This is a genomic window from Pontibacter sp. LHS1 (assembly GCF_058932855.1).
The window spans coordinates 22,437-44,707 of the sequence record NZ_JBZYWF010000006.1 but is presented as its reverse complement, the minus strand read 5'-3'; the positions used below and the strand labels follow the sequence as shown (position 1 = coordinate 44,707).

Genomic DNA, 22,271 nt, shown 5'->3' with positions numbered 1-22,271 from the left:
AAGGCTCCTTAACAGGAGCCTTTTTTTATTTAAGTACAGCCAGGGTAGCACCGTCGCCTCCCCTTTCCTCTGCCTCGCTGGCCAGGCTGACCACTTCCGGCACTGAGTACAGGTAGTCGCGCACCACCTGTCGCAGCACACCGTTGCCACGGCCGTGGATGATCTTGATCTCCGGTATACCCAGCATAATGGCTTCGTCGGTGAAGTTCATCACTTTATTCAAAGCATCTTCGGCATACTCGCCCCGGATGTCGATCGTAGAGCCAAAGTCAGCCATACGCTGCGTGATGTTCATGCCACGGGTATAGCCCTCAGCCACTTCGGCTTTCTTCTGCTTTTTGGTCTGCGCCTCGGCACGCTCCAGGTTGTCTACCTTCACGATCGTTTTCAGGCCGCCGAACAGTACCTCCGCCGTTTTGCCTTTTATACCTACGATCTGGCCTACCGAGTCCTGCCCGATCAGTGAAACCGTGTCACCAGCTTTGAGTGGTCCGCCATTGCTGGCCACCCGTTTATGAGCAGGTCGTGGATCTTCCTTACGCACTTTTTCAGTGGCAAACTCCTCCAGTTCGCGACGGGCCTGCCTTGTCTGCTCCTTCTCGGCCTGGCTCTGCTTGATTTGCTGGATGGTCGCTTCGATTTTCTGGTTAGCGTCCTTCAGCAAAAGCTTCGCTTTGCCTTTGGCTTCGCGCATCACGTCCTGCTTGCTCTCCTCCAGGAAGTTCTTCAGATCCTGGTACTCCTTCACGTTACGCTTCAACTTCAGCTCCAGGGCCGTGGCCTCTTTCAGCTTCTTCTCCAGCTCCTGCTTCTCAGTTTCGAGCTCCTCTAACAGGCGGTCGTAGCGGATTTTGTCTTTACCCACCAAGCTACTGGCTTTATCGACGATGTGCCTCGGCAAACCGATTTTGCGGGCAATCTCGATCGCGAAGGATGAACCGGGCTTACCAATTTCGAGCTGATAGAGCGGCTGCAGGTTTTTATGGTCATAGCGCATGGCGCCGTTCACAATGCCCGGTGTGCGCTCAGCAAAGTTCTTCAGGTTGGTGTAGTGCGTTGTGATCACGCCAAACACCTTGCTGTCATTCAGGTTCTGCAACACCGCCTCGGCAATAGCACCACCCAGCACCGGCTCCGTACCAGTACCGAACTCGTCAATCAGCACCAGGCTCTTGTTATCGGCCACTGTCACAAACTTCTTCATGTTAGTGAGGTGCGAACTATAGGTACTCAGGTCGTTTTCGATAGACTGCTCATCGCCGATGTCGATGAAGATGTCATGGAAGATACCTGCCTCCGAACCGTCGGCCACCGCAATCAGCATGCCGGTCTGCAGCATGTACTGCACCAGGCCCACGGTTTTCAAACTCACGGACTTACCACCGGCGTTTGGTCCTGAGATCAGTAAAATGCGCTGGTCGCGGGTCAGCTCCAGGTCCATCGGCACCGTTGGCTTACCCAGCTGCTTATGCGACAGGTAGAGCAAAGGGTGTATGGCCTCTTTCCAGGCGATGTGCGGATACTTGTGCAGCTTTGGCATCGTGGCCTCCACTCGTCTTGCAAAAGCCGCCTTGGCCCTGATAAAGTCCAGCAAACCCAGGTATTGGTAAGCCTTCCGCAGCTCCGGTATAAAGTTGCGCAGCGTGTTGGTCAGGCCTGTCAGGATCCGAATCAGCTCACGGTGATAGGCATTCTCCAGGTCCTTGATGTCGTTGTTGAGTTCGAAGATAGACTCCGGTTCAATGTATACAGTCTGTCCTGTGTTCGACTCGTCGTGAATCAAACCTTTGATGCGGCGCTTGTGCTCGGCAATAACAGGTATAACCAGTCGTCCACCACGTATGGTCGGCTCCGCATCGCCGGGCGTCCAGCCTTCGTTTTTGGCATGTCGAATGATCGAGCTGATCGTTTTACGCAATTGTCCCTGCTGCGCGATCAGGTCACGCTTGTAGCGCTGCAGTTCGGGGGAGGCATCGTCGCGCACGGCACCGGCATCGTCCACCACCTTGTCGAGGGCGGCGAGTAGGGAGCGTTCTACCATTACATTGGCACCAAGGGCTTTCAGAGCTTCGTATTTGCCCTCTTCGGCACTGGAAATGTAGCGCAGCGAGTCGCGGATCGTGCGCAGCGACATCTTGATCTCGAAGAAAGCCTGCACTTCCAGGAAAGTACCCGGTATAGCGGCCCGGTCGAGGTAGGCGGTTACGTCGAAGTAATGCTGCAGCGGAATCTCGGCGTCGGACTCTAGCAGTTGTTTAAACTCGTTTGTTTGTTCTAAAAGACGCTGAACCAGGTCATGCCGGTTCAGAAACGTCATGCGGCTGACAAACTGCCGGCCGAGTGGGCTCAGGCAAAGTTCTGAGAGCATCTCCCGCACCTGCGCAAAGCCAATTTTTATTTCAAAGTTCTCTGGATAGATCAATTGTTATCTCTTAGATTTAGGGCAAATTTAGCATATTATAACAAGTAAAGCCGCTGCTTTCGTTCGCTGTGGTTTTATAAATAATTTGGTGAATAAAATGCTTAAGGCTGGTTCTAGGTTGCGTGGTTTGGTCAGGGAGCCTGTGAGCGAACTAATAGGTCGTACCCTGTAATCACACGATCCTGCTGCGTAGCACCACGACGTTACAGTGTAACGTCGCTACAACTTTTAACTCTTAACTAAACACATGGTACTCGACAAAATCACTAACGCCGACCGCTACACTTGCATGCATCCGCTTTTTGCACAGGCTTTCCAATTTTTACAGGAAGCTGATCTGATGACGCTCCCGCTTGGGCAAAAGGCGATGGTAGGCAAAGATCTCTTTGCGATTATCTCCGAAGGCAGCGGTATACCTGAAAAGGACGCCAAACTGGAGGTGCACCGCCGCTACATTGACATACAGTACGTGATTTCCGGCACCGACCACATGGGCTGGAAAGACCTGACACAATGCGAGGCTCCAAATGACCCTTACCAGGACGAACGCGATGCGGCCTTCTTCCCGGATCGTCCTGCCTTCTGGTTTGATGTGCCGGCTGGTTCGTTTACCATCTTCTACCCAGACGATGCCCACGCCGCCATGATCACAGAGGAAAACGTACGCAAGGTGGTATTGAAGATTGCGGTGAAGCCTGAGGCATAATGCTGCCTGCTCTGCAGAATCGAACCTGGAAAATAGCGTTACTCGTTCAAGGGTAAATAAGATGTCATCCATATGAAGTATATATACAGCCTTTTGCTAGTAGCGGTACTCTTTTCCTGTGGCCGGCCTGTAACTAGCAGCCAGGCTCTTGAGAGTAGCATGCAGATGAATGATGGGGAACAATACTACACCTTAAATGGCATTAAGCATTGGGTGAAAGTAAAAGGCAGCCAAAACAGCACCACTCCCATTGTAGTCGTGCATGGCGGCCCGGGTGGCAACCATTATAATTTTGAAAGGACGATAGGGCCTAAGATCGAATCTTTTGCTACAGTTGTTTATTACGAACAGCGCGGAAGCGGAAGAAGTGAAGCTCCACAAGACCCAAATGACTACTTGTTAGAGACGCTCATCAGTGACCTGGAACAGTTGAGAGTAGCTCTAGGAGTTCAGAAAATGACCTTACTCGGGTACTCGTTTGGGGCCGAATTAGCCTTACGTTATGCCATGGCACATCCTGAACGGGTTGAGAAATTGATCTTATCATCGCCTGCTGAATTGTCGAAAGCGAACATGCTGGTGCAGATTCAAGGCTTTTATGCTATTGGAGATAGTACTTTCAAGGCTGGGATAGAGCAGATACTGAAAGACACTACGTCAATAGAGGATAAGTATGGAAAGGTATGGAACTTGAGCTCTACAGATGTGGTCGACCGATTCCTGTTTCTGCAACCTGAGCTGGCACAGAAAAACAGGCAATTGTGGCAGGAAAGCAACCTGAAAAACACTGGCCTTATGGCGAAGGTGTACATCAAAAACAATAAAGCCGACCTGGTGGAGAAGGCAACCGGTGTAAAAACCCCTACCCTGATCATTTGTGGCGTGCATGACAAAAACGGCGGTCTACACACAGGGCTTGCCTTGAAGCAGGTGTTAGCCAACAGCATCATTAAGCTGTATGAAAACAGCGCTCATTTCCCGGACATGGAGGAAGAAGACCGATTTGCTACAGATGTTAGAATATTTACCCAAGGGAAATGAGAGTTGATTCCTATACCTGGATCACATCAAAACAATCCTGAAACCCAGCAACGGAGTTTGTAATCTCATTGCCTATACCAACACCTCAAATTAGGGCCTTTTGCCAGCTCGAAAAAGAACGTCTGCTTTAAGAAGTCACTTTTCAAGCTATAGGCTAACGTGTCAACGCAAGCAGATCTCTTACCAGTCGGTTCTCTGGGCGAAGCAGCGGAAACTGCTCCAGCACATCCAGGAAACCCGTCAGTAGATATGGATTATCGGCCGTATTGGAAAAACAGGCAATCAGCACCTCGTTCTCAGGTATACGAATGACCAAATTGCTGAAGCCGCTGGTGTTGCCGGTGTGATACATTTCCAGTCCGCCTGAGCTACGCCTGCCAAAGAACCAGCCCATCCCGTAGAAGCCATTTTCATAACCCCCAATAGGAGCGTATACCTGCTCCAGCGCGGGTGCCATACCGGACTTTTTGATGAGCGCCTTGTGCCAGCGCAGGTAATCGCGCACAGAGGTATAGATACAGCCGTCGCCTTTGGTGGCGGTGCAGGTGCCCTGGTCAGCCTGTAGAATTTCCCCTTTCTCGCTTCGGGCATAACCCATCGCCCGCTTGGGTATAGCCTTGTCCTTTTGGTAGAGCATCGATGTTTCCATACCTAGTGGGGTAAAGATGCGCTGCTGCACAAAATCCGCATAGGCTATACCTGACACCTGCTCCACTACCAGCGCCAACAGCACGAAACCCGTGTTGCTATACCTGTATTGGGTGCCGGGTGTAAAGTAGGTCTTGATTTGTGCGGCAGCTATGGCTAGTACTTCCTCATCACTGATCTGCCAGTCAGGCTGTTCTTCCACAAACTCCTCATAATCCAGCAAGCCGGAGGTATGGCTGAGCAAATGCCGCAGCGTAACCTGCGCTCCTATACCTGCCGGAAACTCCGGAAAATACTGCTTTAAAGTATCATCATAAGTCAGGCATCCCTCCTGCTCCAGCAGCTGGATACACATGGCCGTAAACTGCTTGCTTACCGAAGCCAGTCGGAAAGTAGTGTCAGGCGTGATCGGCTCAGTGGTTACGAGGTCAGCTATACCTCTACCGCTTGTGTAAAGCTCCTCTCCCGCCACCGATACCAGCAGGGCTGCGCCGGGACCGTCGGAGGTATAATTGTTTGCCAGGTGCTCATCCAGAGCTTCTCTCAAATGCTGCAGCATCGGGTTTTCATTATGCTATACCTTAAAACTTCTCCTCCACTCCCAGCCCGAACAGGGCGTAGTCATATTTCACGGGGTCCTCCGGGTCGAAAGCCCGGAGGTGGTCGGTCAGTTCTTCTGCTGTTTGCCAGTCCATGCCCTTGCGCGTGATCAGGCCCAGCCTTCGGGCGACCCGCTCTACGTGCACATCACAGGGACAGACCAGGTCAGCAGGTTGCATCGTGTGCCAGATGCCAAAATCCACGCCGCCGTCAGCAGGCCGCACCATCCAGCGCAGGTACATGTTCAGCCGCTTGCAGGCTGACTTGCGGGCCGGTGTGGAGATGTGCTTGCGGGTGCGGTGCGGGGCATCCTCCAGACTGAATACCAGGTCGTGAAAATGCTCCAGTCGCTCCTTTTGCGTCCTGATCTTATTGTGCTCTCCTGTAAAAGCCGTTTCCAGGCTCTCGTGCTGCTCATAATACCACCTGAACCAGTGGATCAGATAGAGCAGGTCAGTGTCGTTGAAGGTGCGGTGTTTGAAGCCCAGAAAACGCGGCAGGTCCTGCTCCTGATGCTGCAGGATGAACTCGTGTGGAGCATTGTCCATCAGGTCCATCAGCTTCAGGCAGTTGTTGATGATGGTCTTGCGCTGTCCCCAGGCCAGAATGGATGCAAAAAAGCCGCTGATCTCGATGTCCTGCTTATTCGTGAAACGGTGCGGTATGGACACCGGGTCGTTCGATATAAAGTTGGGCTGGTTATAGCGGGTTACCCGGTCGTCGAGCAGGGCTTTGATCTGGGCGATGTCCTGTTTCATGTGCTTGGTACGAGAAATAGCGCCCTGCAAGTTAAACATTATGCGGCAGGCAACCCAAACTAAGCGTCCATTGCAGGTATAGAAGCCGCCAAAAACAAAAAGCCCGAACATGGCTGCCCGGGCTTTCCTTTTATCGCTATACCTGCTTATGGCATGTAAGACAATTCTACTCTGAACTTCTGGTCGATGGCGCCTAACTTCTGGCAGGCTTTCTTCGACAGACGCACTACCACGTTGTTGTTCTCGCCTGTATTCGGCAGTTTACCAATCACACGCACATACACTACCTGGTCGTTCATGGCATTTTTCACCTGCATGATAGTACCTACCGGAGCAGTTTTGTGCAGCGCCAGGTATTTGTTTGTATCTGCTTTCGGATCGATCATTTCGGCCATACCTGTCTCGATGATCTTTTTGGCACCAGACACAGAGTCTACCACCTCCTCGTCGTCGTCCGAAACGCTGGTAGCCGGTGTTGGCGTAGCTGGCTGCGGCGTGAGTACGATGTGGGTATTGGCTGGGTTAGTGCTGGCTGCCACAGGCTCTGTCGAAGCCACAGCAGTTTCCGTTACGCTATCTTTTGCAATCTCGTCATCAGTCTCACTCACATAAATCGGATTCTTGGACGGTACCGCCTGGCCCTTGCCCACGATCAGGTGAGATCCTACACTGATCGTATTGTCAGGCAGGTTATTCCAGCGCTTGATATCATCTACTTTCACGCCATGCATACGGGAGATCGAATAGAGTGTCTGCTGTGGCTCTACCTGGTGCAGCTTCTCGCCACGGCTGTTCACCGTAAAGGTACGGTTGCTGGCGGTGCCTGCAGCAGGCGTCTGCTTGAAAGTGGCTGGTGCTGCGGCATACTTACGCGGAATCAGCACAACCTGGCCGACATTAATGGTGGTTTCTACTGAGGGGTTGGAGTCCACGATCTGTGCAACAGAGACGCCATACTTTCTGGAAAGGGCGTAAAGCGTTTCTTTTGGCTCCACACGGTGCTGCACGTATACCTTCCCATTCTTACGCTCTACACCTACAGAGTCGCGCAGGGCAACCATGTCGAAGGCTGAAGCCGAAAAAGGGAGCAGCGGCATTGCTACAAGGGCGATAAGTAAAATTCGGATCATAGCTAAAAGTCGAACTATAAAATTTAAAGAGAATATGCCTTCCAGGTTGTTTTGTTTTGCACGAAGTACAAATTGCGCATAAAGATAAAAAAAGTATCTGAACCTACGCCATCAATTGCACCTGCAAGTAACTCATTTAAGTGCAAAAAACCATTTAAATCAAAAACAGCCAGAAAATTATCTAACTTATTTTCACCTGACTTGCAGTAGTAACTCACCACCAGACAGGTATCCATCTCGGCGTACTCCAGGGCGCTTACAGGCTCACAATCAAGCTCCTGCGCCAGGAAATCACGCACCTGCTTAAAGTAAGCCTCGCCCTCCCGGTACAGGTGCGGGTACTGCACAGCACCAAAGCGGTGTTCGTGGTAGCGCTGCACCCGATCTGCCGCCTCTTTTTGGCCTATATCGTTTTGCACGGTTTTACCGTAACCGCTTTCCAGCAAAAGCAGTTCCAAACGCTCTTGTGCAATCTCGTAAGCCAGCACGCCCCTCTCCTCCACTCCGTAAAAAGCCAGTTCCGGCTGCTGCCAGAGTGCTTTACCTGTTTCCGCCGCAAACGCCCGTATACCTTTGTGCTGCCCCAGTTTTCGGTCGCCATAGCCGTGCAGGTATACGACCTGCTTGTGCACGTCCTCCAGCCCCAGCCACCAGGTGTTAGCATCGGGCAGTTTGAGCTCCTGCAGCTGCGCGTCGGGCAGGTGCTGGGTATAGAAGCGGACCTGCAGCAGGTCAGCGTCGCGCACCTCCAGTGCCAGCCAGCCATTGGGTGCATCCAGCCGGATACGCCACACAGGCGCCTCAAAATCGTATTTAAAAAGTAGGGAAAGAATAAGCGGGATTTTTTTAGTACCTTATTTCCGATTAAGCTCAAATGTATGAAATCTAACGCAAAAATATGGCAATGGCCGTCACTCCTCCTGCTGGCCCTTCTCTTTTCTTTCACAGCCGTTCTGGCACAGGAGCGACAGAAGGTGTTCATCATGGAGATCGGGTCAGAGATCGACCCGCGCACCAACCGCTATACCCAGCTGGCCCTCGACGAGGCTACCCGCGTGGAGGCGGATCACATTTTGCTGAAGCTGAATACCTATGGCGGTGCCGTAAATGATGCTGACGCCATCCGCTTGCGGCTGCTCGAGTACCCGAAACCGATCTATGTGTTCATCGATAAGAATGCAGCCTCGGCCGGGGCGCTTATTTCCATTGCCTGCGACAGCATCTACATGGCACCGGGCGCCAACATCGGGGCAGCCACGGTGGTCGGTGCCGACGGACAGGCAGCTCCCGGCAAGTACCAGAGCTACATGCGCTCCATCATGCGCTCCACTGCAGAGGCAAACGGACGCAATCCCAGACTGGCTGAGGCCATGGTAGACGCTGCCGTGGACAGCACCTTGTCTGCCGATCAGGTGCTTACACTCACCACATCCGAAGCCATCCAGCACGGCTTCTGTGAAGGACAGGCTAACAACATCGACGAGGTGCTGCAAAAGCTTAATCTGCAGGATGCTGAGATCATCCGATATGAACTCAGCACTACCAACAAAGTCATTTCTTTTTTCCTGAATCCTGTTATCAGCGGCATTCTCATCCTGATCATCATCGGCGGACTGTGGTTTGAGCTGCAGACGCCGGGTGTGGGCTTTCCGCTGATGGCTGCTATTGTGGCCGGTGTGCTCTACCTTACACCTTTCTACCTCAACGGACTGGCTGAGCACTGGGAGATCCTGCTGTTCATTGTGGGGCTGGTGCTCATTGCGCTGGAGGTGTTTGTTGTGCCTGGCTTTGGTGTGACAGGTATAAGTGGTATTTCGCTGGTGTTCCTGTCGCTGCTGCTGATCATGATCAACAACCAGGCCTTTGACTTTACTTTCGTTTCATCGGAGCGTCTTATGGAAAGCCTGGTGTCGGTGCTGCTGGGTATGATCAGTGCTGTGATCATTGTCATGCTGACCTGGAACCGCGTGCTGGGCAGCCGCGCCTTGCAGCGAGTCACTCTTGCCAATACCTTCGCCAGCAAAGAGGGCTATCGCTCCAGCAACTCAGTCGAGCACCTGATTGGTAAAACAGGTGTCGCCTATACCCGCATGGCCCCGAGCGGACGTGTGATGATTGACGATAACGTATATGACGCGCAGGCCCGCGACGGCTTCATCGAAAAAGGTGACTCCGTGCAGGTGATTGACCAAAGTACCTTTGCGCTCCGGGTGAAGAAAGTTTAGGAATCGGGGAGTTTAAGAGTTTAGCATTATTTTCGGCAATCTTTGCAACGCTGGAGGGCATTTTGGGGTCATGCCAGTAAACCAAACCTCGATCACATGAAAAACATTATCCGCTACACCCTCCTGTTGGCTGCATTTACAGTTTCTGCCTTCTCTTGCGACAAGGACGAGGACCTGGAAGTGCTGGAAGAAGTTGCCTCTATCACTTGGTCCGGCGATTACGCCGTAGATGGCTGCGGTTTTCATGTGCAAATAGGTGAGAAACGCTTCAAACCGGCAAATGAAGCTGATATTGACAATTCCTTCAAATCACATGACCCCATACCTGTCGAGGTGAAATTTGTGCAGCTGGGCCAGCGGGACACCCAGTGCGGCATGCTTCCTGTTGCTACTAAAAAGGACTTTATCCGTATCCTTTCAATTAAGAAACTATAAATCAGGCTTCTCTTCTTACATAAGTTCACATATCCTGTTCCTATATGAAACTGTTTCTACAGCTCACCTTATTTTTCAGTCTTACTTCTCTTTTACTTAATTCCTGCCAGCATACGCTAAATACCGAAACAGATACCAAAGAAGCCATGCTGATCTGGTCTGGTGAGTATATGGTGGATGGCTGTGGCTTTGAAGTGCTCATCAACGGCAACAGGTATAAGCCCGAGAATGAAGGGGATATTGATGAAGCATTCAAAGTAGAGGGAGAGACACCCGTGCTAATTGAATTTGAAAAGCTGGGCCGCCAGCTGGATATACGCTGCGGCCTCTCCACCCAAAGCAGGGCCATGGAAGCTATCCGTGTCATCTCTGTCAAAAAAAGACCTTAACCGGCAAATTGCTTTTTGCGGCAGTCTGCTGCATTACTCCTGTCTGTTATGTAACTTGCCGGGGCCTGCCACTGCACGGCTGGCCAAAGATAACCGTCTGCCCTATGGAAATACTCGGCATTATACCTGCCCGCTACGCCTCCACCCGTTTTCCCGGAAAGCCACTTGTCGACATCAATGGCAAAAGCATGATACAGCGGGTATACGAACAGGCTTCATCATCTGGTTTAACTGATGTTATCGTAGCCACTGATGATCAGCGCATTTTGGATCACGTGCACGGCTTCGGAGGCAAGGCCGTGCTGACAGCAGCACACCACCAAAGCGGCACCGACCGTTGCTTCGAAGCCTATCAGTTACACGACCAGCCTTTCGAGTATGTGATCAATATCCAGGGCGACGAACCCTTCATCAAGCCTGAGCAGATTGAATTGCTGGCCACCTGTTTCAACAATCCGCAGACGCAGCTGGCTACCCTCGTCAAGAAGATCAACACTCCGGAAGAGCTCTTCAATATCAATGCCCCTAAAGTAGTCGTAAGCCTTCATGGAGAAGCCTTGTACTTCAGCCGGCAGCCTATTCCCTATTGCCGCAACGTGCCCAACGACATCTGGCACAAACAGCATACCTACTACAAGCACATCGGCATCTACGGGTACCGCACCGATATACTGGAGCAGATCACCCAGCTGCCCCCTTCCAGTCTGGAACTGGCCGAGTCACTGGAGCAACTGCGCTGGCTCGAAAACGGTTTCCGCATTACCACTGCTACCACGGAGTTTGAAACCATCGGCATCGATACCCCGGAGGATCTGGAGAAGGTGGTCAGGAATGGAGAATGGTTGTAGGACAATGATAAACTGCTAGGGTGTCAAAGATGCTCCATTTAAGTAAAATCTTTACTTAATCTACAAATTAACACAAAGCACCACAAAACACTGATTACTTTACGCCTATTTAAACAAAACAGCATTCAAATCAGCAAACATTCAACCTTAGTTATTCCACAATCCCACTCATGAAAAACTACACCTTGCAGCGATTTGTGAAGTTGAATCTATACTTCTTCGGGATGTATGCTTTGCTGACGGCGGCCTGGTTTGGGATATCCGGCAGGTTTAAAGAAGATGCTCCCGGGGCGGTAAATGAGATCCTGGTGAATTCGGCTATCTTCTCGCTGCTGTTCACCATTGCTTTGTTGCTATGGTACAGGCGCACGGAAATCAGGATACCGGTGAAGAGCATCTCCCCCAAAGCGCTCGATCAGAAACTCGAGGAGATTGGCTACGAACGTATACCGGGCAAAGACAAAGGAGCCGTGCAGGTATACAAACCCCGCCCCCCCAGGGCTCCTGCCCTGGCTGGTCGCCTGTTCGTGCAGAAGTCAGCCAACTTTTACCACCTGCAAGGGCCGGTGAGTAAGTTGAAGAGTTTGAAAGTTTAGGGGTTTGAGAATTTGAGAGCTGAAAGGCTCGAGCCCGGATTTCGGGATGGGTAAAATTGTTAATTGTTTATTGCTGATTGTTTAGTGCACGCTTCTTACAGGGGGCGACCCAACACTTAGCTCCTCTCAACATTCAGATTTTCTAACTCCCAAATTCTCAAACTCCTAAACTTGCATCACCCTCCCGCCTTCTTGGCTTTATAGCCTGCGGCTTGTAGTACCTGCAGCACTTTGTCGCGGAAGTCGCCCTGAATCAGGATCTCGCCGTCTTTGGCAGAACCGCCGACGCCACATTTATTTTTAAGCAGTTTGCCCAGTTCTTTCAGATCGTCTTCCGTTCCTACAAATCCCGTTACAAGCGTTACCTGCTTGCCTCCACGGGCTTTCTTATCCAGCATTACTTTCAGGTTCTGCTGCTGTGGCGGAAGTGTCTGGGCCTCGTGCTCCTGCTCGTATTGGTAACTGAAATCAGAACTGGTGGAGTATACAACTCCCTGTCTGCCTTTTTTATTCTTGTCGCTCATAATCTTAGTCTCCTATGTTTAGCGCGCCACCACGTGCAGTGACTGTGGCACCATACGCACTTCAAACTCTTTGGCTTTGCCCAGATACTCCCCATCGGCATGGTGCATCATTTCGTGGTCAGTCTGCACCATGACGCCTTCTGTCTTAAAGTACTCGGCACTGTCTGCACTGGCCGGCTTATTGGCCAGCATGGCATAGCTCAGTTGCAGGGCCTTAAACATATCCAGTTTACGCACCAGGCACACGTCCAGCATACCATCCCGTATATCAGCCATGGGGGCGATATAGGCATTGTTGCCGTACTGCGCTGCATTAGCAAAGGCCATTACAAACAACTCCGTTTCAATGGTCTTGCCATTAATAACGGCCTTCACTGGAAGATGGCGGTAGTTGCGCACCTCTTTCAGGATAAGTTCCACATAGGTCTTCAGACCGCGCTTCTTACTCCCCGCAAACACCGAACTAATGTACGCATCAAAGCCTATACCTGCGGTAGTGAAGAACGGGCGCCCGTTGATGGTCCCGCTGTCTATCTTAGAGCGGTGTCCGTGGTTCAGATAACGGATAGCAGCATCAACGGTCAGGGGCACCTGCAGGTGACGGGCCAGTCCGTTACCGGAGCCCCTGGGGATAATGCCCAAGGCCGTTTCAGTATGCAGGATTCCCTGCGCCACCTCGTTCACGGTACCGTCGCCCCCAACGGCTACCACCACCTCACGGCCCTGCTCTGCCGCCTGCCTGGCCAGTTCCGGTGCATGCCCGGCATAGTCCGTGTACACGATGTCGTGGTCAAACTTTTCGTGGTCCAGGTGAAGCTTAATGCGGGCGGCTACATCCACCTTGCTGCTGGGGCCAGACGTGGGGTTGATGATGAACCGGAAGTGGGGACGTTTGCTCATATACGGACGGGCAGGCCAATAACGCTGCTATCTGGGTTAATTCTACGCAAATTAACCCATTCCTTTGGAGAATAAAAAAGCCCGGCAAGTAGCCGGGCTTTCTGTTACATAGGTGTGGCCTACTTATTTCAGATGGAAAGTAAGCACAGGTATGTCGGAATGGTTTACCAGGTCTTCGGCGATGCTACCGCTGAGCAGGTGTGACAGGCCGGTGCGGCCGTGTGTGGCCATCATCACCAGGTCAGCTCCGGTCTCCTCTGCGAAGTGCAGGATGCCGTCTTCCTCAATGGTATCATTGTAGACATTGATCGTGAAGTTCTGCAGTCCGTAGCGCTCGGCGGCCTTCTGCATGCGTGCACGCAGATTGCTGCTCGACTCGAAGGCACCCGGCGTGTTAATGTAAACCAGGTGTAGTTTTGCTCCGAACATCTGCTGGAAATACTTGAACTTCTCCACAGCCGTTCCGATCTCACGCTTGAAATCAGAAGGCAGCACGATGTTTCGGATCTGCAGGTTCGGGATCGGTCCTTTCACAGTCAGTACCGGGCACTCGGCCGTACGCACCACCTTCTCGGTGTTGGATCCGATCAGGAATTCGTCCATACCGCTGGCGCCTTTCGAGCCCATCACCACCAGGTCCACCTTGTCGTCGCTGATCACACGACGGATCTTGCGGATTACGTTGTCTGCGTCTACCTCCTGCACCACTTCCACCCCTTCGTGCTCCACAGAGCGCTCCAGTTCGGCCATGCGGTACTTGGTGTTCTCAAGCAGCTTCATCATGTATACCTGCTCCATGCCGTTTCCGCCTACCAGGTCGCCGGTTGCACTGAAAGAGTAGGAATAAGGCATTTCGACCACGTGCAGCAGTTTGATGGCAGCACCCGTCTGGCGGGCAATGGCAACAGCTACTTCGAAGGCGTTGCGGGCCTGATCGGAAAAGTCGGTTGGTACAAGTATTCTTCTCATAATTTTGTGCGGTTTTATAATGCTTTGTTCTATTTCAGTTGTAAAAATACAGGCCTGTATACGCCTGTACTATGACAAATGTCATTCCTGATGAAATATAGTGTTTTTCTTTTATAATCGCCACAAAATCACAAAAGCCCACCAGAATGGCGGGCTTTTGCAGGAATAAGGTATAAATCAGGTGATTAGCCAAGCTTGGCGATCAGGTCGGCGGCTCTATTAGAGTAGCCAGCCTCGTTGTCGTACCAGCCTACCACTTTCACCAGTGTTTCGTTAGCTGATGTCATCTCTGCATCGAAAATGCAAGAGTGCGTGTTGCCTACGATGTCGATGGAAACGATCGGATCCTCTGTGTACTCCAGGATACCTTTCATTTCGCCTTCAGCAGCCTTCTTCATGGCAGCGTTGATTTCCTCTTTCGTAGCTGGCTTCTTCAGTACTACAGTTAAGTCAGTCAAAGAGCCATCCGGAATAGGCACGCGCATAGCCACGCCGTCCAGTTTGCCTTTCAGGTGAGGCAGTACAAGACCAACGGCCTTGGCAGCACCTGTAGAAGTAGGCACGATAGAGTAAGCAGCGGCACGGGCACGGCGCAGGTCGCTGTGTGGTGCATCCTGCAGGTTCTGGTCAGCTGTGTAAGCGTGAACCGTTGTGATATAGCCTTTTTCGATACCGAACGTATCATCAAGCACTTTCGCCATTGGCGCAAGGCAGTTAGTCGTACAAGAAGCGTTGGAAACGATGCGCTCGTCGCCAGTCAGAATGTCTTCGTTCACACCCAGTACCACAGTTGGGATGTTGCCTTTGGCAGGAGCTGAGATAACTACTTTGCGGGCACCAGCTTCCAGGTGACCACCAGCGCCCTGCTCGTCAACGAAACGACCAGTAGACTCCAACACAACGTCAACGCCCAGATCGCCCCAAGGCAGGTTCTTCGGCTCGCGCTCAGCTGTGATTTGAATCTCTCTGCCGTTTACAATAATACCGTTGTCAGTGGCTTCTACTGTACCATTAAAACGGCCGTGTACTGAATCATACTTCAGCAGGTGAGCCAATGTTTTGGTGTTGGTCAGGTCGTTGATCGCTACTACCTCTACATTGTCCTTCTCCAGAAGGGCCTTAAAAGTAAGTCTGCCGATACGGCCAAAACCGTTAATTGCAACTTTAATTTTAGACATGGTATTTGGGATTGATTTGTTTTTAAAATTTGATGGTGCGAAGTTACGATTAGCATTAAGGAAAACCAATATATTTTTTCCCGCCTGACTCCTAACGTTTTACGTAAATTAAGGTTAAAAATCCGGAAAAATATTTGCCATGTAAGCGCTTTGCCGTATATTTGCACCACAAAACGACAGAATGGTCCGTTCGTCTAGGGGTTAGGACTCCAGATTTTCATTCTGGCAACAGGGGTTCGATTCCCCTACGGACTACATAGTAAAGCTTAAAAACCCGCTTATTTTATCTAATAAGCGGGTTTTTTATTTCCAGAGTAACAGAAAAGTAACAAAAAAGATTTCCCCTACAATTACTGTCCCTAGCATTGCTTTCTGTGGCAATGGCCAGGTCTATGGTACCCTTCTCACGTTCGATATTCCAAACAGTGTAGCTTCTGATCTTGTCTTTAGTAGACAGCGCACCATTATCTAGCCCTACCGTCATTCTCAAAAAGTAGCCAGGTAAAAACTCAGCTTTCCTGATACTGTCACTCTGTATCCTGATGTGATGCACGGCAGGTGTGAACGAGGGTTGCTTTGTTCAGCAACCGTTTCATGAACGCTTCTATCAATGCCATTAAGCTAGTGCAACATTGATTAACTTCAGCGTGAATTATAAGGACATGCTTGTACTTCTACCTGCAGCAGACTTAGGCTGAATGGGAGCTTTTTTAAATCGTCCCCAGGCAACAAAGGCTGTCAATGTAAATAATATTGCAGTTGGAAGGAACGGCTCATTATTCGTAACGTGGTATCCGAAAGCAAGTACCATGATTACTGCTAAACCAGCTGCAGCAAGTGGTGTCAGTACAGGCTTGATTCGTAAGGCAGCTGGTAAGATTAAACCAATAGCAGCCAATAGCTCACTAATCCCTATAAAGCGAACCATGCCTTCTCCAAATGAATTCACATAGGTCATTCCCTGTGCGGCAAGATCTGTGAGTGGCGTAACCAGTTTCATAAAGCCTGCCATACCAAATGCCAAGGCTAATAATACCTGTACTACCCAAAGTGTGATGTGCAGGGCTTTAGATTGATTTTGTGGAGTTGCAGTGCTGTTCGTTGTCATGATGGTTAAAATTTTAAATTTTAGTTTTTTACTTATCTTGTGCTACAAAGGTAGCGGGCTCGTAAAGCCAGCGCCTTGATGTATGTTAAGAAATATGACAGAAGCCTTTTTTGATTATCTACGCTCCAAGCTGGCTATCACTGACCAGCAACTTTCCCAACTCGAGCCACATTTAAAAACACGGCATGTGGAGAAGGGACAGGTATTACTAAGTGTCGGAGAAGTGTGTTTGTATGGTGGTTTTGTGCTGAAAGGGTGCCTGCGAAGCTATGTGATCGATGAAAAGGGCAAAGAACACATTATTCAGTTTGCGCCTGAGAACTGGTGGATAGCTGAACAGATCAGCCTGTTTAAAAAGACTCCTGCTATCTTTTACATAGATGCCATTGAAGCAACCGATTTGTTAGCCATAGACCTGGCCTTCTTTGATGAGTTGAATAGGATAGTTCCTGATGTACAACAGCTGTTGAGCAGTTTACAGTTAAACAGCCTTCGAACCTTTCAGAAACGGCTGATTAGCCACTTAAGTGAAACCGGGGAACAGCGGTATGTAGGTTTTGTTGAAACTTATCCGTCTCTCTCTCTGCGCTTGCCGCTCTGGATGATTGCTTCTTACCTGGGCATGACTCCCGAATCACTCAGCCGTATCCGCAAAGAGTTAATGGATAAGTAGTAGTACCTATTGGCTCGCTTATTATGCCTTTAAAAATGTTTCGAGACTGGTTAATTCCATGTGGATAAGGTTCAATAATTCCATCCTACGGATTACTAGAAAGCCGCTCAGGAAACTGAGGGCCTTTTTTGTTTTTCCCCTCTTCGAGTAATTCTGCTAAACCTTATGTACCGGAGGTGGCTAAATAAAAGATGTTAACTTTGCAATAGTCCCTTTGGGCGACAATGGCCTGAATGGTCATTGTAAATTAATGTGTCTACCTCCCGTCAGCGACTTGCTGATGCAGCAGGTTATCAATTTGAGTTTCTATGAATGCCAGCAAGAAATGTCCGAACTGCGGTAAATGGTCCCGCTGGGACCAAGATCCGACCGACCGTTGTGAGCATTGCGGCAGCGTGCTTGACCCTGTTGCCGTTGCCCGTCAACAGGCCCGTGCCGAACGCCAACAGGAAGAAGAGGAGCGTTTCTCCATCAAATTCATCGAGATAAAACCGGAAGACCCCTGGTACCTCAATATTATCAAACGAATCGGGCTTGGTTTTCAGATCGCCTTTGTTTCTATTGTGTCTTTTATCCTATGGCTTATCGCGTTGCTGGCCGGATAAGTTGGAGCACGCTTAGTCCCTCGTTCCGGGTGCTGACAGCGGTATACCTGAGTCATTGGGTATGGCGTTGGCTGGACCTGCCCAGGCCCTGGTGGGTGCAGCATTACCTGGATGATTTGCTTTGCATGCCGCTGGTGCTTACCACTACCTTGTTTGTGCTGCGCTTCATATACGGGCCACAGGTATGCCTCTCCTGGCGCCAGGTGACATTCGCGGTACTTTATTTTACAGTGGCTTTTGAGATGATTTTCCCCAGGTATATGGTCCGCTATACCGGAGACTGGGTAGATGGGTTGCTCTATGCAGTGGGTGGTGTCATCTTTTATAAATTCCTGAACAAGTGAGGGCGGTGATACTCAGTTGCTATAGTATTTGTAAAGCGGTCATACCTGCACTGCCATTGCCTCACTCATATCTCTTTTCCTCATCTTCTCATACTTCCTTCCAAAATACACCATGGAGAAAGCGGTCAGCAGGATACCGATTGCGGAAAGGGCGATCACACTGTTAGAGAAGAACGTCACCCAGTTCAGCTGTACCTGAAAGATCTCTTTGCTGAACAACACCCCAACGCTGCCCACATAGCCAAAAGAATCCGCCACATAGATCAGAAAGCCTACGTTTCCGGTATACCTGAAAGCAGAGATCAGCCGGTCGAAAAAGACGGCGTTGAAAGGGATGTATACCATGTACAAACCTAGCCCGACCAGCATCATCCACCATACCGGATCCATGGATTGAGCGGCAAAAAGTGCCGTTGAAATGCCAGCGATCGTAAATCCGATCAGGATAAAAACATGGGCCGTTTGCAGCGCTCTGTAGTTGTTTTTGATCAACACCATGCTGCCGATCAAGACCAGGATAATCAAGGTAATGGGCGTCTCTGTTTTCGAGAAGATGGCAGGCTGATCAAAATAGCCCAGCTCTTTCCACATTTCTGCGCCAAAGTTATCGCGAATATCCCGGAAGATGGTGGCAAAGCAGTAGATGATCACACAAACAACTATACCGGCAAAAAACTCCTTTATAAAGCGTTTCCGATCCTCTTCTGTCATGGGAGCTCGTTCTGTTCTCAGCCTGACATCCTCTTCGCTGGGTGGCGGAATCCTTTCCATCAGGAAAACAAAAAGCAGAAGCGGCCCGGCAAACACCAAACCGGTATAAAAAGGCACCCAGAACTCTGATACGCCAAACTGCACCATCAGCCAGGCACCGACCGACTTGACAAATCCGGAGGCGAAGATGAAGCTTACCGCTAGTGTTGCTCCGATAAAATCGGTACTTCTCCTGCCCTCCACATAAGAGAAAACGACTCCCCAAAGCATCCCCAGCGGGAATCCGTTGATGAAGAGAAAAACAATGTTGTAAGGAGGCGGCACGAGGGCAAAAAACAGCCAGCTTAGCCAGGCGATGCCCGTTAGCAGGAGAATCACCTGCCCCCTGCCTGTTCGCTTAAGCTCTGCTATATACTTGATGCCATAGAATTTGGCCAGCAGGTACCCCAGCACCTGGCTGATCACCAGAATCGTTTTGTAACTGTAACCGGCAATCTCAATCCCGTCGAACGTGGCGACAGTAAAAGATTTTCTGAAACCAAAGATCATGGTATAAGCAAAGAATACGACCACTGCTGCGTATAGCCCAACTTTAATCTGGCTACTGTTCTTATTTATGAATGCTGCCATGCCTTTTTCATCATTTCCAGAATAGTGATTTTATCTTCTTATTGGGAATGTAGTCAATAGCGATGAAATTATTATACAAGTGGTAAGAATTGTTTTTGGTTTTCTGATGATCAGATATATCTCCTGGTTTTAAGTCACCTGGTTAAGCACTAGATTCCTGCTTACTGCAAAGCCGCAACTGTGTGCCAGTATTTTGGGTTGTTTTTCACTGTCTCTAAGCAAAAGAGCAGCAGTCTTTTATAACTTATTGTATTGTAACTCAAAAATATACTTTACTTTTAATGAATTAATATGGCAGCACAAACGTAATTAATACAACAACCTGAACCTGCTTTACAATTTTTGTAAAGTCCTGATCTCATTGCTCATCAATCGCACCAGGTTCTAAGCAATTCCCAGCAGCAGCGCCGTTTCATACTCCCGGATTTGAGTGTGTACTTAACCCAATTAAATGAAACTATACATTAAGTATATGGTCAGCAGCCGCTGCAAAGCGCTGGTGCAGGAAGAGCTTATAAATCTTGGATTACAGTCAGAGTACGTGGTAGTTGACCTCGGCACAGTAGAAATACACAAAGACATCACCGATATTCAGCTGGAACAGCTGAAAGATAATTTAAGCAAAGCCGGCCTGGAATTGCTTGACGACAGCAAAAGCAAACTGATCGAAAAGATAAAGACACTTATCACCGACATGATCCACGCTTCGGAAGAACAGCCGAACGTGAATTATTCAGTTTACATAAGCGAGAAACTGGGATATAATTATAACTACCTGGCCAACATCTTTTCAGAAGTTAAGGGTATCACCATTCAGCAGTTCATTATCCTTCACAAGATAGAGAAAGCAAAAGAACTGCTGTTTTACGATGAACTCTCCCTTACCGAAATTGCTCATCGCCTACATTACAGCAGTGTGGCCCATTTGTCAAGTCAGTTTAAAAAGGTGACAGGGCTTTCCCCTACCTTTTACAAGAAAATCAAAGAGAAGCGGGAGAACGTGCTCGAAAACCTGTAATATTTGAAACATACTTGAACAAGTATGTAAAGAATTCCCCTTCTATTCCACCCACCTTTGTGCATCTTTTATGTGCTGTTTCGGACCTCAGTGTGCATGCGCTTATGATCTGCTTATACAGCCGGTTACTGTATCCTAACATGAGGTGTAAAGTCATCAGGCAGTAATAAACTCACAAATGGTTATTCAACATTTCTAAAGCAAAATTAAACTGCCTGTCATGGTAACACCTCGACCTGTAAGTTCAGCCCCATACTTCTTCTTCCCAAACCGCTTACGTTTGCCTATGAACCTTAAAAAACTAGAAACAGGAAACGCTTCCTTCGATCATATATCTCACGGCGGATTGCCCCTTGGCCGAACCACCCTTGTAGCAGGCAGCTCTGGTAGCGCAAAAACACTTTTCGGTGCGCAGTTCCTCGCATTGGGTATCCAGCTGTTCGATCAGCCGGGCGTTTTTGTCACGTTTGAAGAGCAGGTAGACGATATCCGGAAAAACCTGAAAAGCTTTAACTGGGACATTGATACATGGGAAAGAGAAGGCAAGTGGATATTTGTGGATGCCGCCCCAAAAGAAGAGGTAATAATTGCTGTCGGTGATTTCGACCTGAGTGCATTCAGGATAAGACTGGAGAGAGCCGTGCAGAAATGTAAAGCACAGCGCGTTGTTATAGATTCTATAGGCAGCATCTTTACGCAATTCCACGAAGAGACGCACACCATACGCCGTGAATTAATACAGGTAGCTCTTACGTTATCACGGTTAAATGCCACGTCTATTATAACGGCTGAACGCCTGGAGGAGTATGGAAACATTACACGTTTCGGAGTAGAGGAATTTCTGACAGACAATGTGATCATACTTCGTAATGTACTTCAGAATGAGAAGCGCAGGAGAACCATCGAAATTCTTAAATTCAGGGGAAGTGATCACGAGAAAGGCGAAAACCCATTTTCCATAAACCCGGAGAAGGCCATTGTCATTATTCCGCTTTCAGCCATGAATCTCCGCCATATCTCTTCTAACGAGCGGGTTACTTCCGGTATACCGGCACTGGACGATATGATAAACGGAGGGTTTTACAAGGGCTCCATCAACTTGGTTTCCGGGGCAATCGGGGCTGGTAAAACCTTGCTGGTAGCCAACTTCATCCACGCCATACGGCAAAACAATGAGCGCTGCCTGCTCATGGCCTTTGAGGAAAGCACCGAACAGCTACACCGTAATGCAGCCGGCTGGGGAATCGACTTCAAAGAACTCGAAGAAGAAGGGCTTTTAAAGGTGATTTGCATCTACCCGGAGATTTCCTCACTTGAGGATCATTTCATCAATATCCAGGAAATTGTAAAAGACTTCAAGCCTGACCGGATCGCAATTGATAGTTTGTCGGCTTTGTCCAGAACTTCTACAGACAAAGGATTCCGGGAGTTTATCATAGCCTTCACGGCTTACCTCAAGCACGAGGAAATTACAGGCATGTTTACGTCAAATACGCCCTTGCTGGCAGGCGGCACATCCGATACAGAAGGCAACATTTCTCCTATCACAGACTCCATTATTCTGCTGCGCTATGTAGAGATGTCAGGCGAAATGCAACGAAGCATCGCTGTGCTTAAAATGCGCGGATCCAAGCATGACTCTTCTATCCGGAAGTTTTCAATAACAGATCAGGGAGCAAACATAGGAAAGCACTTCGAAGGAATCAGCGGCATTCTGACTGGCAACCCTATGCTTATCAAGCTTGAGTAACAGTTGATTACAGTAAACAAATAGTAGTCGTTCGATTACGAAGCTTTTCGCTAAAAACAACAA

At 49.5% G+C, this 22,271-nt stretch carries 23 protein-coding genes and 1 tRNA gene; 13 read left to right on the top strand and 11 right to left on the bottom strand.

The window, feature by feature from the left end; translation table 11 throughout:
* Nucleotides 1-25 precede the first annotated feature (25 nt).
* The gene (locus tag AC5FXQ_RS12810) at nt 26-2,422 is read right to left on the bottom strand and encodes an endonuclease MutS2 (protein ID WP_493602821.1); all 2,397 of its coding nucleotides are present in this window, start codon (nt 2,420-2,422) and stop codon (nt 26-28) included.
* Between the two features lie 247 nt (nt 2,423-2,669).
* Here AC5FXQ_RS12810 and AC5FXQ_RS12805 point away from each other — a divergent pair, with 247 nt between their 5' ends.
* Nucleotides 2,670-3,128 carry a NanQ anomerase/TabA/YiaL family protein gene (locus AC5FXQ_RS12805; protein ID WP_493602820.1) on the top strand — a complete coding sequence of 153 codons (459 nt, stop codon included), beginning with the start codon at nt 2,670-2,672 and terminating at the stop codon, nt 3,126-3,128.
* A 159-nt stretch (nt 3,129-3,287) separates the two neighbouring features.
* The gene (locus AC5FXQ_RS12800; protein ID WP_493602819.1) at nt 3,288-4,169 is read left to right on the top strand and encodes an alpha/beta fold hydrolase; all 882 of its coding nucleotides are present in this window, start codon (nt 3,288-3,290) and stop codon (nt 4,167-4,169) included.
* Nucleotides 4,170-4,323: 154 nt separating this feature from the next.
* Here AC5FXQ_RS12800 and AC5FXQ_RS12795 read toward each other — a convergent pair whose 3' ends face one another.
* The 4 genes from AC5FXQ_RS12795 to AC5FXQ_RS12780 form a co-directional block, all read right to left on the bottom strand.
* Nucleotides 4,324-5,364, bottom strand: a complete 1,041-nt coding sequence (locus AC5FXQ_RS12795) for a serine hydrolase domain-containing protein (protein ID WP_493602818.1) — start codon at nt 5,362-5,364, stop codon at nt 4,324-4,326.
* A gap of 34 nt (nt 5,365-5,398) precedes the next feature.
* Nucleotides 5,399-6,175, bottom strand: a complete 777-nt coding sequence (locus AC5FXQ_RS12790; protein ID WP_493602817.1) for a TIGR02757 family protein — start codon at nt 6,173-6,175, stop codon at nt 5,399-5,401.
* A gap of 146 nt (nt 6,176-6,321) precedes the next feature.
* Nucleotides 6,322-7,305, bottom strand: coding sequence for a septal ring lytic transglycosylase RlpA family protein (locus AC5FXQ_RS12785; RefSeq protein ID WP_493602816.1), 984 nt, complete (start codon nt 7,303-7,305; stop codon nt 6,322-6,324).
* A 23-nt stretch (nt 7,306-7,328) separates the two neighbouring features.
* Nucleotides 7,329-8,099, bottom strand: coding sequence for a DUF4905 domain-containing protein (locus AC5FXQ_RS12780; protein ID WP_493602815.1), 771 nt, complete (start codon nt 8,097-8,099; stop codon nt 7,329-7,331).
* Nucleotides 8,100-8,183: 84 nt separating this feature from the next.
* Between AC5FXQ_RS12780 and AC5FXQ_RS12775 the strand changes: the two genes are divergently transcribed.
* From AC5FXQ_RS12775 to AC5FXQ_RS12755, 5 genes are all read left to right on the top strand, one after another.
* The gene (locus tag AC5FXQ_RS12775; protein ID WP_493602814.1) at nt 8,184-9,530 is read left to right on the top strand and encodes an NfeD family protein; all 1,347 of its coding nucleotides are present in this window, start codon (nt 8,184-8,186) and stop codon (nt 9,528-9,530) included.
* A 96-nt stretch (nt 9,531-9,626) separates the two neighbouring features.
* Nucleotides 9,627-9,965, top strand: coding sequence for a hypothetical protein (locus tag AC5FXQ_RS12770; RefSeq protein WP_493602813.1), 339 nt, complete (start codon nt 9,627-9,629; stop codon nt 9,963-9,965).
* A 44-nt stretch (nt 9,966-10,009) separates the two neighbouring features.
* Nucleotides 10,010-10,354, top strand: coding sequence for a hypothetical protein (locus AC5FXQ_RS12765; RefSeq protein ID WP_493602812.1), 345 nt, complete (start codon nt 10,010-10,012; stop codon nt 10,352-10,354).
* A 104-nt stretch (nt 10,355-10,458) separates the two neighbouring features.
* Nucleotides 10,459-11,202, top strand: a complete 744-nt coding sequence (kdsB, locus tag AC5FXQ_RS12760; protein ID WP_493602811.1) for a 3-deoxy-manno-octulosonate cytidylyltransferase — start codon at nt 10,459-10,461, stop codon at nt 11,200-11,202.
* A 170-nt stretch (nt 11,203-11,372) separates the two neighbouring features.
* Nucleotides 11,373-11,798, top strand: a complete 426-nt coding sequence (locus AC5FXQ_RS12755) for a hypothetical protein (RefSeq protein ID WP_493602810.1) — start codon at nt 11,373-11,375, stop codon at nt 11,796-11,798.
* A 176-nt stretch (nt 11,799-11,974) separates the two neighbouring features.
* Here the strand turns inward: AC5FXQ_RS12755 and AC5FXQ_RS12750 are convergent, their stop codons facing one another.
* The 4 genes from AC5FXQ_RS12750 to gap form a co-directional block, all read right to left on the bottom strand.
* Nucleotides 11,975-12,322: a translation initiation factor gene (locus AC5FXQ_RS12750; RefSeq protein ID WP_493602809.1), complete on the bottom strand. Its 348-nt coding sequence runs from the start codon at nt 12,320-12,322 to the stop codon at nt 11,975-11,977.
* Nucleotides 12,323-12,340: 18 nt separating this feature from the next.
* On the bottom strand, nt 12,341-13,222 hold the full coding sequence (locus AC5FXQ_RS12745) for a diacylglycerol/lipid kinase family protein (protein WP_493602808.1): 882 nt from the start codon (nt 13,220-13,222) through the stop codon (nt 12,341-12,343).
* A 123-nt stretch (nt 13,223-13,345) separates the two neighbouring features.
* On the bottom strand, nt 13,346-14,191 hold the full coding sequence (locus AC5FXQ_RS12740; protein ID WP_196120621.1) for a universal stress protein: 846 nt from the start codon (nt 14,189-14,191) through the stop codon (nt 13,346-13,348).
* A gap of 185 nt (nt 14,192-14,376) precedes the next feature.
* Complete coding sequence (gap, locus tag AC5FXQ_RS12735) at nt 14,377-15,369, bottom strand: type I glyceraldehyde-3-phosphate dehydrogenase (RefSeq protein WP_493602807.1); 993 nt, start codon at nt 15,367-15,369, stop codon at nt 14,377-14,379.
* A 183-nt stretch (nt 15,370-15,552) separates the two neighbouring features.
* On the opposite strand from gap, the gene AC5FXQ_RS12730 reads away from it, so the two are divergent.
* A tRNA-Glu gene (locus tag AC5FXQ_RS12730) sits at nt 15,553-15,624 on the top strand.
* A 397-nt stretch (nt 15,625-16,021) separates the two neighbouring features.
* Here the strand turns inward: AC5FXQ_RS12730 and AC5FXQ_RS12725 are convergent.
* On the bottom strand, nt 16,022-16,477 hold the full coding sequence (locus AC5FXQ_RS12725) for a DoxX family protein (protein ID WP_493602806.1): 456 nt from the start codon (nt 16,475-16,477) through the stop codon (nt 16,022-16,024).
* An 82-nt stretch (nt 16,478-16,559) separates the two neighbouring features.
* Between AC5FXQ_RS12725 and AC5FXQ_RS12720 the strand changes: the two genes are divergently transcribed.
* From AC5FXQ_RS12720 to AC5FXQ_RS12710, 3 genes are all read left to right on the top strand, one after another.
* Nucleotides 16,560-17,150: a Crp/Fnr family transcriptional regulator gene (locus AC5FXQ_RS12720; RefSeq protein ID WP_493602805.1), complete on the top strand. Its 591-nt coding sequence runs from the start codon at nt 16,560-16,562 to the stop codon at nt 17,148-17,150.
* A gap of 395 nt (nt 17,151-17,545) precedes the next feature.
* Nucleotides 17,546-17,755 carry a hypothetical protein gene (locus AC5FXQ_RS12715; RefSeq protein ID WP_493602804.1) on the top strand — a complete coding sequence of 70 codons (210 nt, stop codon included), beginning with the start codon at nt 17,546-17,548 and terminating at the stop codon, nt 17,753-17,755.
* Complete coding sequence (locus AC5FXQ_RS12710; RefSeq protein ID WP_493602803.1) at nt 17,728-18,099, top strand: hypothetical protein; 372 nt, start codon at nt 17,728-17,730, stop codon at nt 18,097-18,099. The genes AC5FXQ_RS12715 and AC5FXQ_RS12710 overlap by 28 nt, the downstream gene beginning before the upstream one ends.
* 39 nt (nt 18,100-18,138) lie before the next feature.
* Here the strand turns inward: AC5FXQ_RS12710 and AC5FXQ_RS12705 are convergent, their stop codons facing one another.
* Nucleotides 18,139-19,440, bottom strand: a complete 1,302-nt coding sequence (locus AC5FXQ_RS12705) for a DUF5690 family protein (protein WP_493602802.1) — start codon at nt 19,438-19,440, stop codon at nt 18,139-18,141.
* A 451-nt stretch (nt 19,441-19,891) separates the two neighbouring features.
* Between AC5FXQ_RS12705 and AC5FXQ_RS12700 the strand changes: the two genes are divergently transcribed.
* A complete protein-coding gene (locus AC5FXQ_RS12700; RefSeq protein ID WP_493602801.1) occupies nt 19,892-20,458 on the top strand; it encodes a helix-turn-helix domain-containing protein in 567 nt (188 codons plus the stop codon).
* 286 nt (nt 20,459-20,744) lie between these two features.
* On the top strand, nt 20,745-22,208 hold the full coding sequence (kaiC, locus tag AC5FXQ_RS12695) for a circadian clock protein KaiC (protein ID WP_493602800.1): 1,464 nt from the start codon (nt 20,745-20,747) through the stop codon (nt 22,206-22,208).
* Nucleotides 22,209-22,271: the final 63 nt, after the last annotated feature.

Excerpts from the sequence above, each read along its gene's own strand:
- AC5FXQ_RS12740 (WP_196120621.1), bottom strand. The coding sequence starts at position 14,191 with ATGAGAAGAATACTTGTACCAACCGACTTTTCCGATCAGGCCCGCAAC.
- AC5FXQ_RS12710 (WP_493602803.1), top strand. The coding sequence starts at position 17,728 with ATGGCTTATCGCGTTGCTGGCCGGATAAGTTGGAGCACGCTTAGTCCC.
- AC5FXQ_RS12705 (WP_493602802.1), bottom strand. The coding sequence starts at position 19,440 with ATGGCAGCATTCATAAATAAGAACAGTAGCCAGATTAAAGTTGGGCTA.
- kdsB (WP_493602811.1), top strand. The coding sequence starts at position 10,459 with ATGGAAATACTCGGCATTATACCTGCCCGCTACGCCTCCACCCGTTTT.
- AC5FXQ_RS12785 (WP_493602816.1), bottom strand. The coding sequence starts at position 7,305 with ATGATCCGAATTTTACTTATCGCCCTTGTAGCAATGCCGCTGCTCCCT.
- AC5FXQ_RS12800 (WP_493602819.1), top strand. The coding sequence starts at position 3,288 with ATGCAGATGAATGATGGGGAACAATACTACACCTTAAATGGCATTAAG.
- AC5FXQ_RS12720 (WP_493602805.1), top strand. The coding sequence starts at position 16,560 with ATGTTAAGAAATATGACAGAAGCCTTTTTTGATTATCTACGCTCCAAG.
- AC5FXQ_RS12805 (WP_493602820.1), top strand. The coding sequence starts at position 2,670 with ATGGTACTCGACAAAATCACTAACGCCGACCGCTACACTTGCATGCAT.
- kaiC (WP_493602800.1), top strand. The coding sequence starts at position 20,745 with ATGAACCTTAAAAAACTAGAAACAGGAAACGCTTCCTTCGATCATATA.
- AC5FXQ_RS12700 (WP_493602801.1), top strand. The coding sequence starts at position 19,892 with ATGAAACTATACATTAAGTATATGGTCAGCAGCCGCTGCAAAGCGCTG.
- AC5FXQ_RS12725 (WP_493602806.1), bottom strand. The coding sequence starts at position 16,477 with ATGACAACGAACAGCACTGCAACTCCACAAAATCAATCTAAAGCCCTG.
- AC5FXQ_RS12765 (WP_493602812.1), top strand. The coding sequence starts at position 10,010 with ATGAAACTGTTTCTACAGCTCACCTTATTTTTCAGTCTTACTTCTCTT.
- gap (WP_493602807.1), bottom strand. The coding sequence starts at position 15,369 with ATGTCTAAAATTAAAGTTGCAATTAACGGTTTTGGCCGTATCGGCAGA.
- AC5FXQ_RS12750 (WP_493602809.1), bottom strand. The coding sequence starts at position 12,322 with ATGAGCGACAAGAATAAAAAAGGCAGACAGGGAGTTGTATACTCCACC.
- AC5FXQ_RS12755 (WP_493602810.1), top strand. The coding sequence starts at position 11,373 with ATGAAAAACTACACCTTGCAGCGATTTGTGAAGTTGAATCTATACTTC.
- AC5FXQ_RS12790 (WP_493602817.1), bottom strand. The coding sequence starts at position 6,175 with ATGAAACAGGACATCGCCCAGATCAAAGCCCTGCTCGACGACCGGGTA.
- AC5FXQ_RS12775 (WP_493602814.1), top strand. The coding sequence starts at position 8,184 with ATGAAATCTAACGCAAAAATATGGCAATGGCCGTCACTCCTCCTGCTG.
- AC5FXQ_RS12745 (WP_493602808.1), bottom strand. The coding sequence starts at position 13,222 with ATGAGCAAACGTCCCCACTTCCGGTTCATCATCAACCCCACGTCTGGC.
- AC5FXQ_RS12770 (WP_493602813.1), top strand. The coding sequence starts at position 9,627 with ATGAAAAACATTATCCGCTACACCCTCCTGTTGGCTGCATTTACAGTT.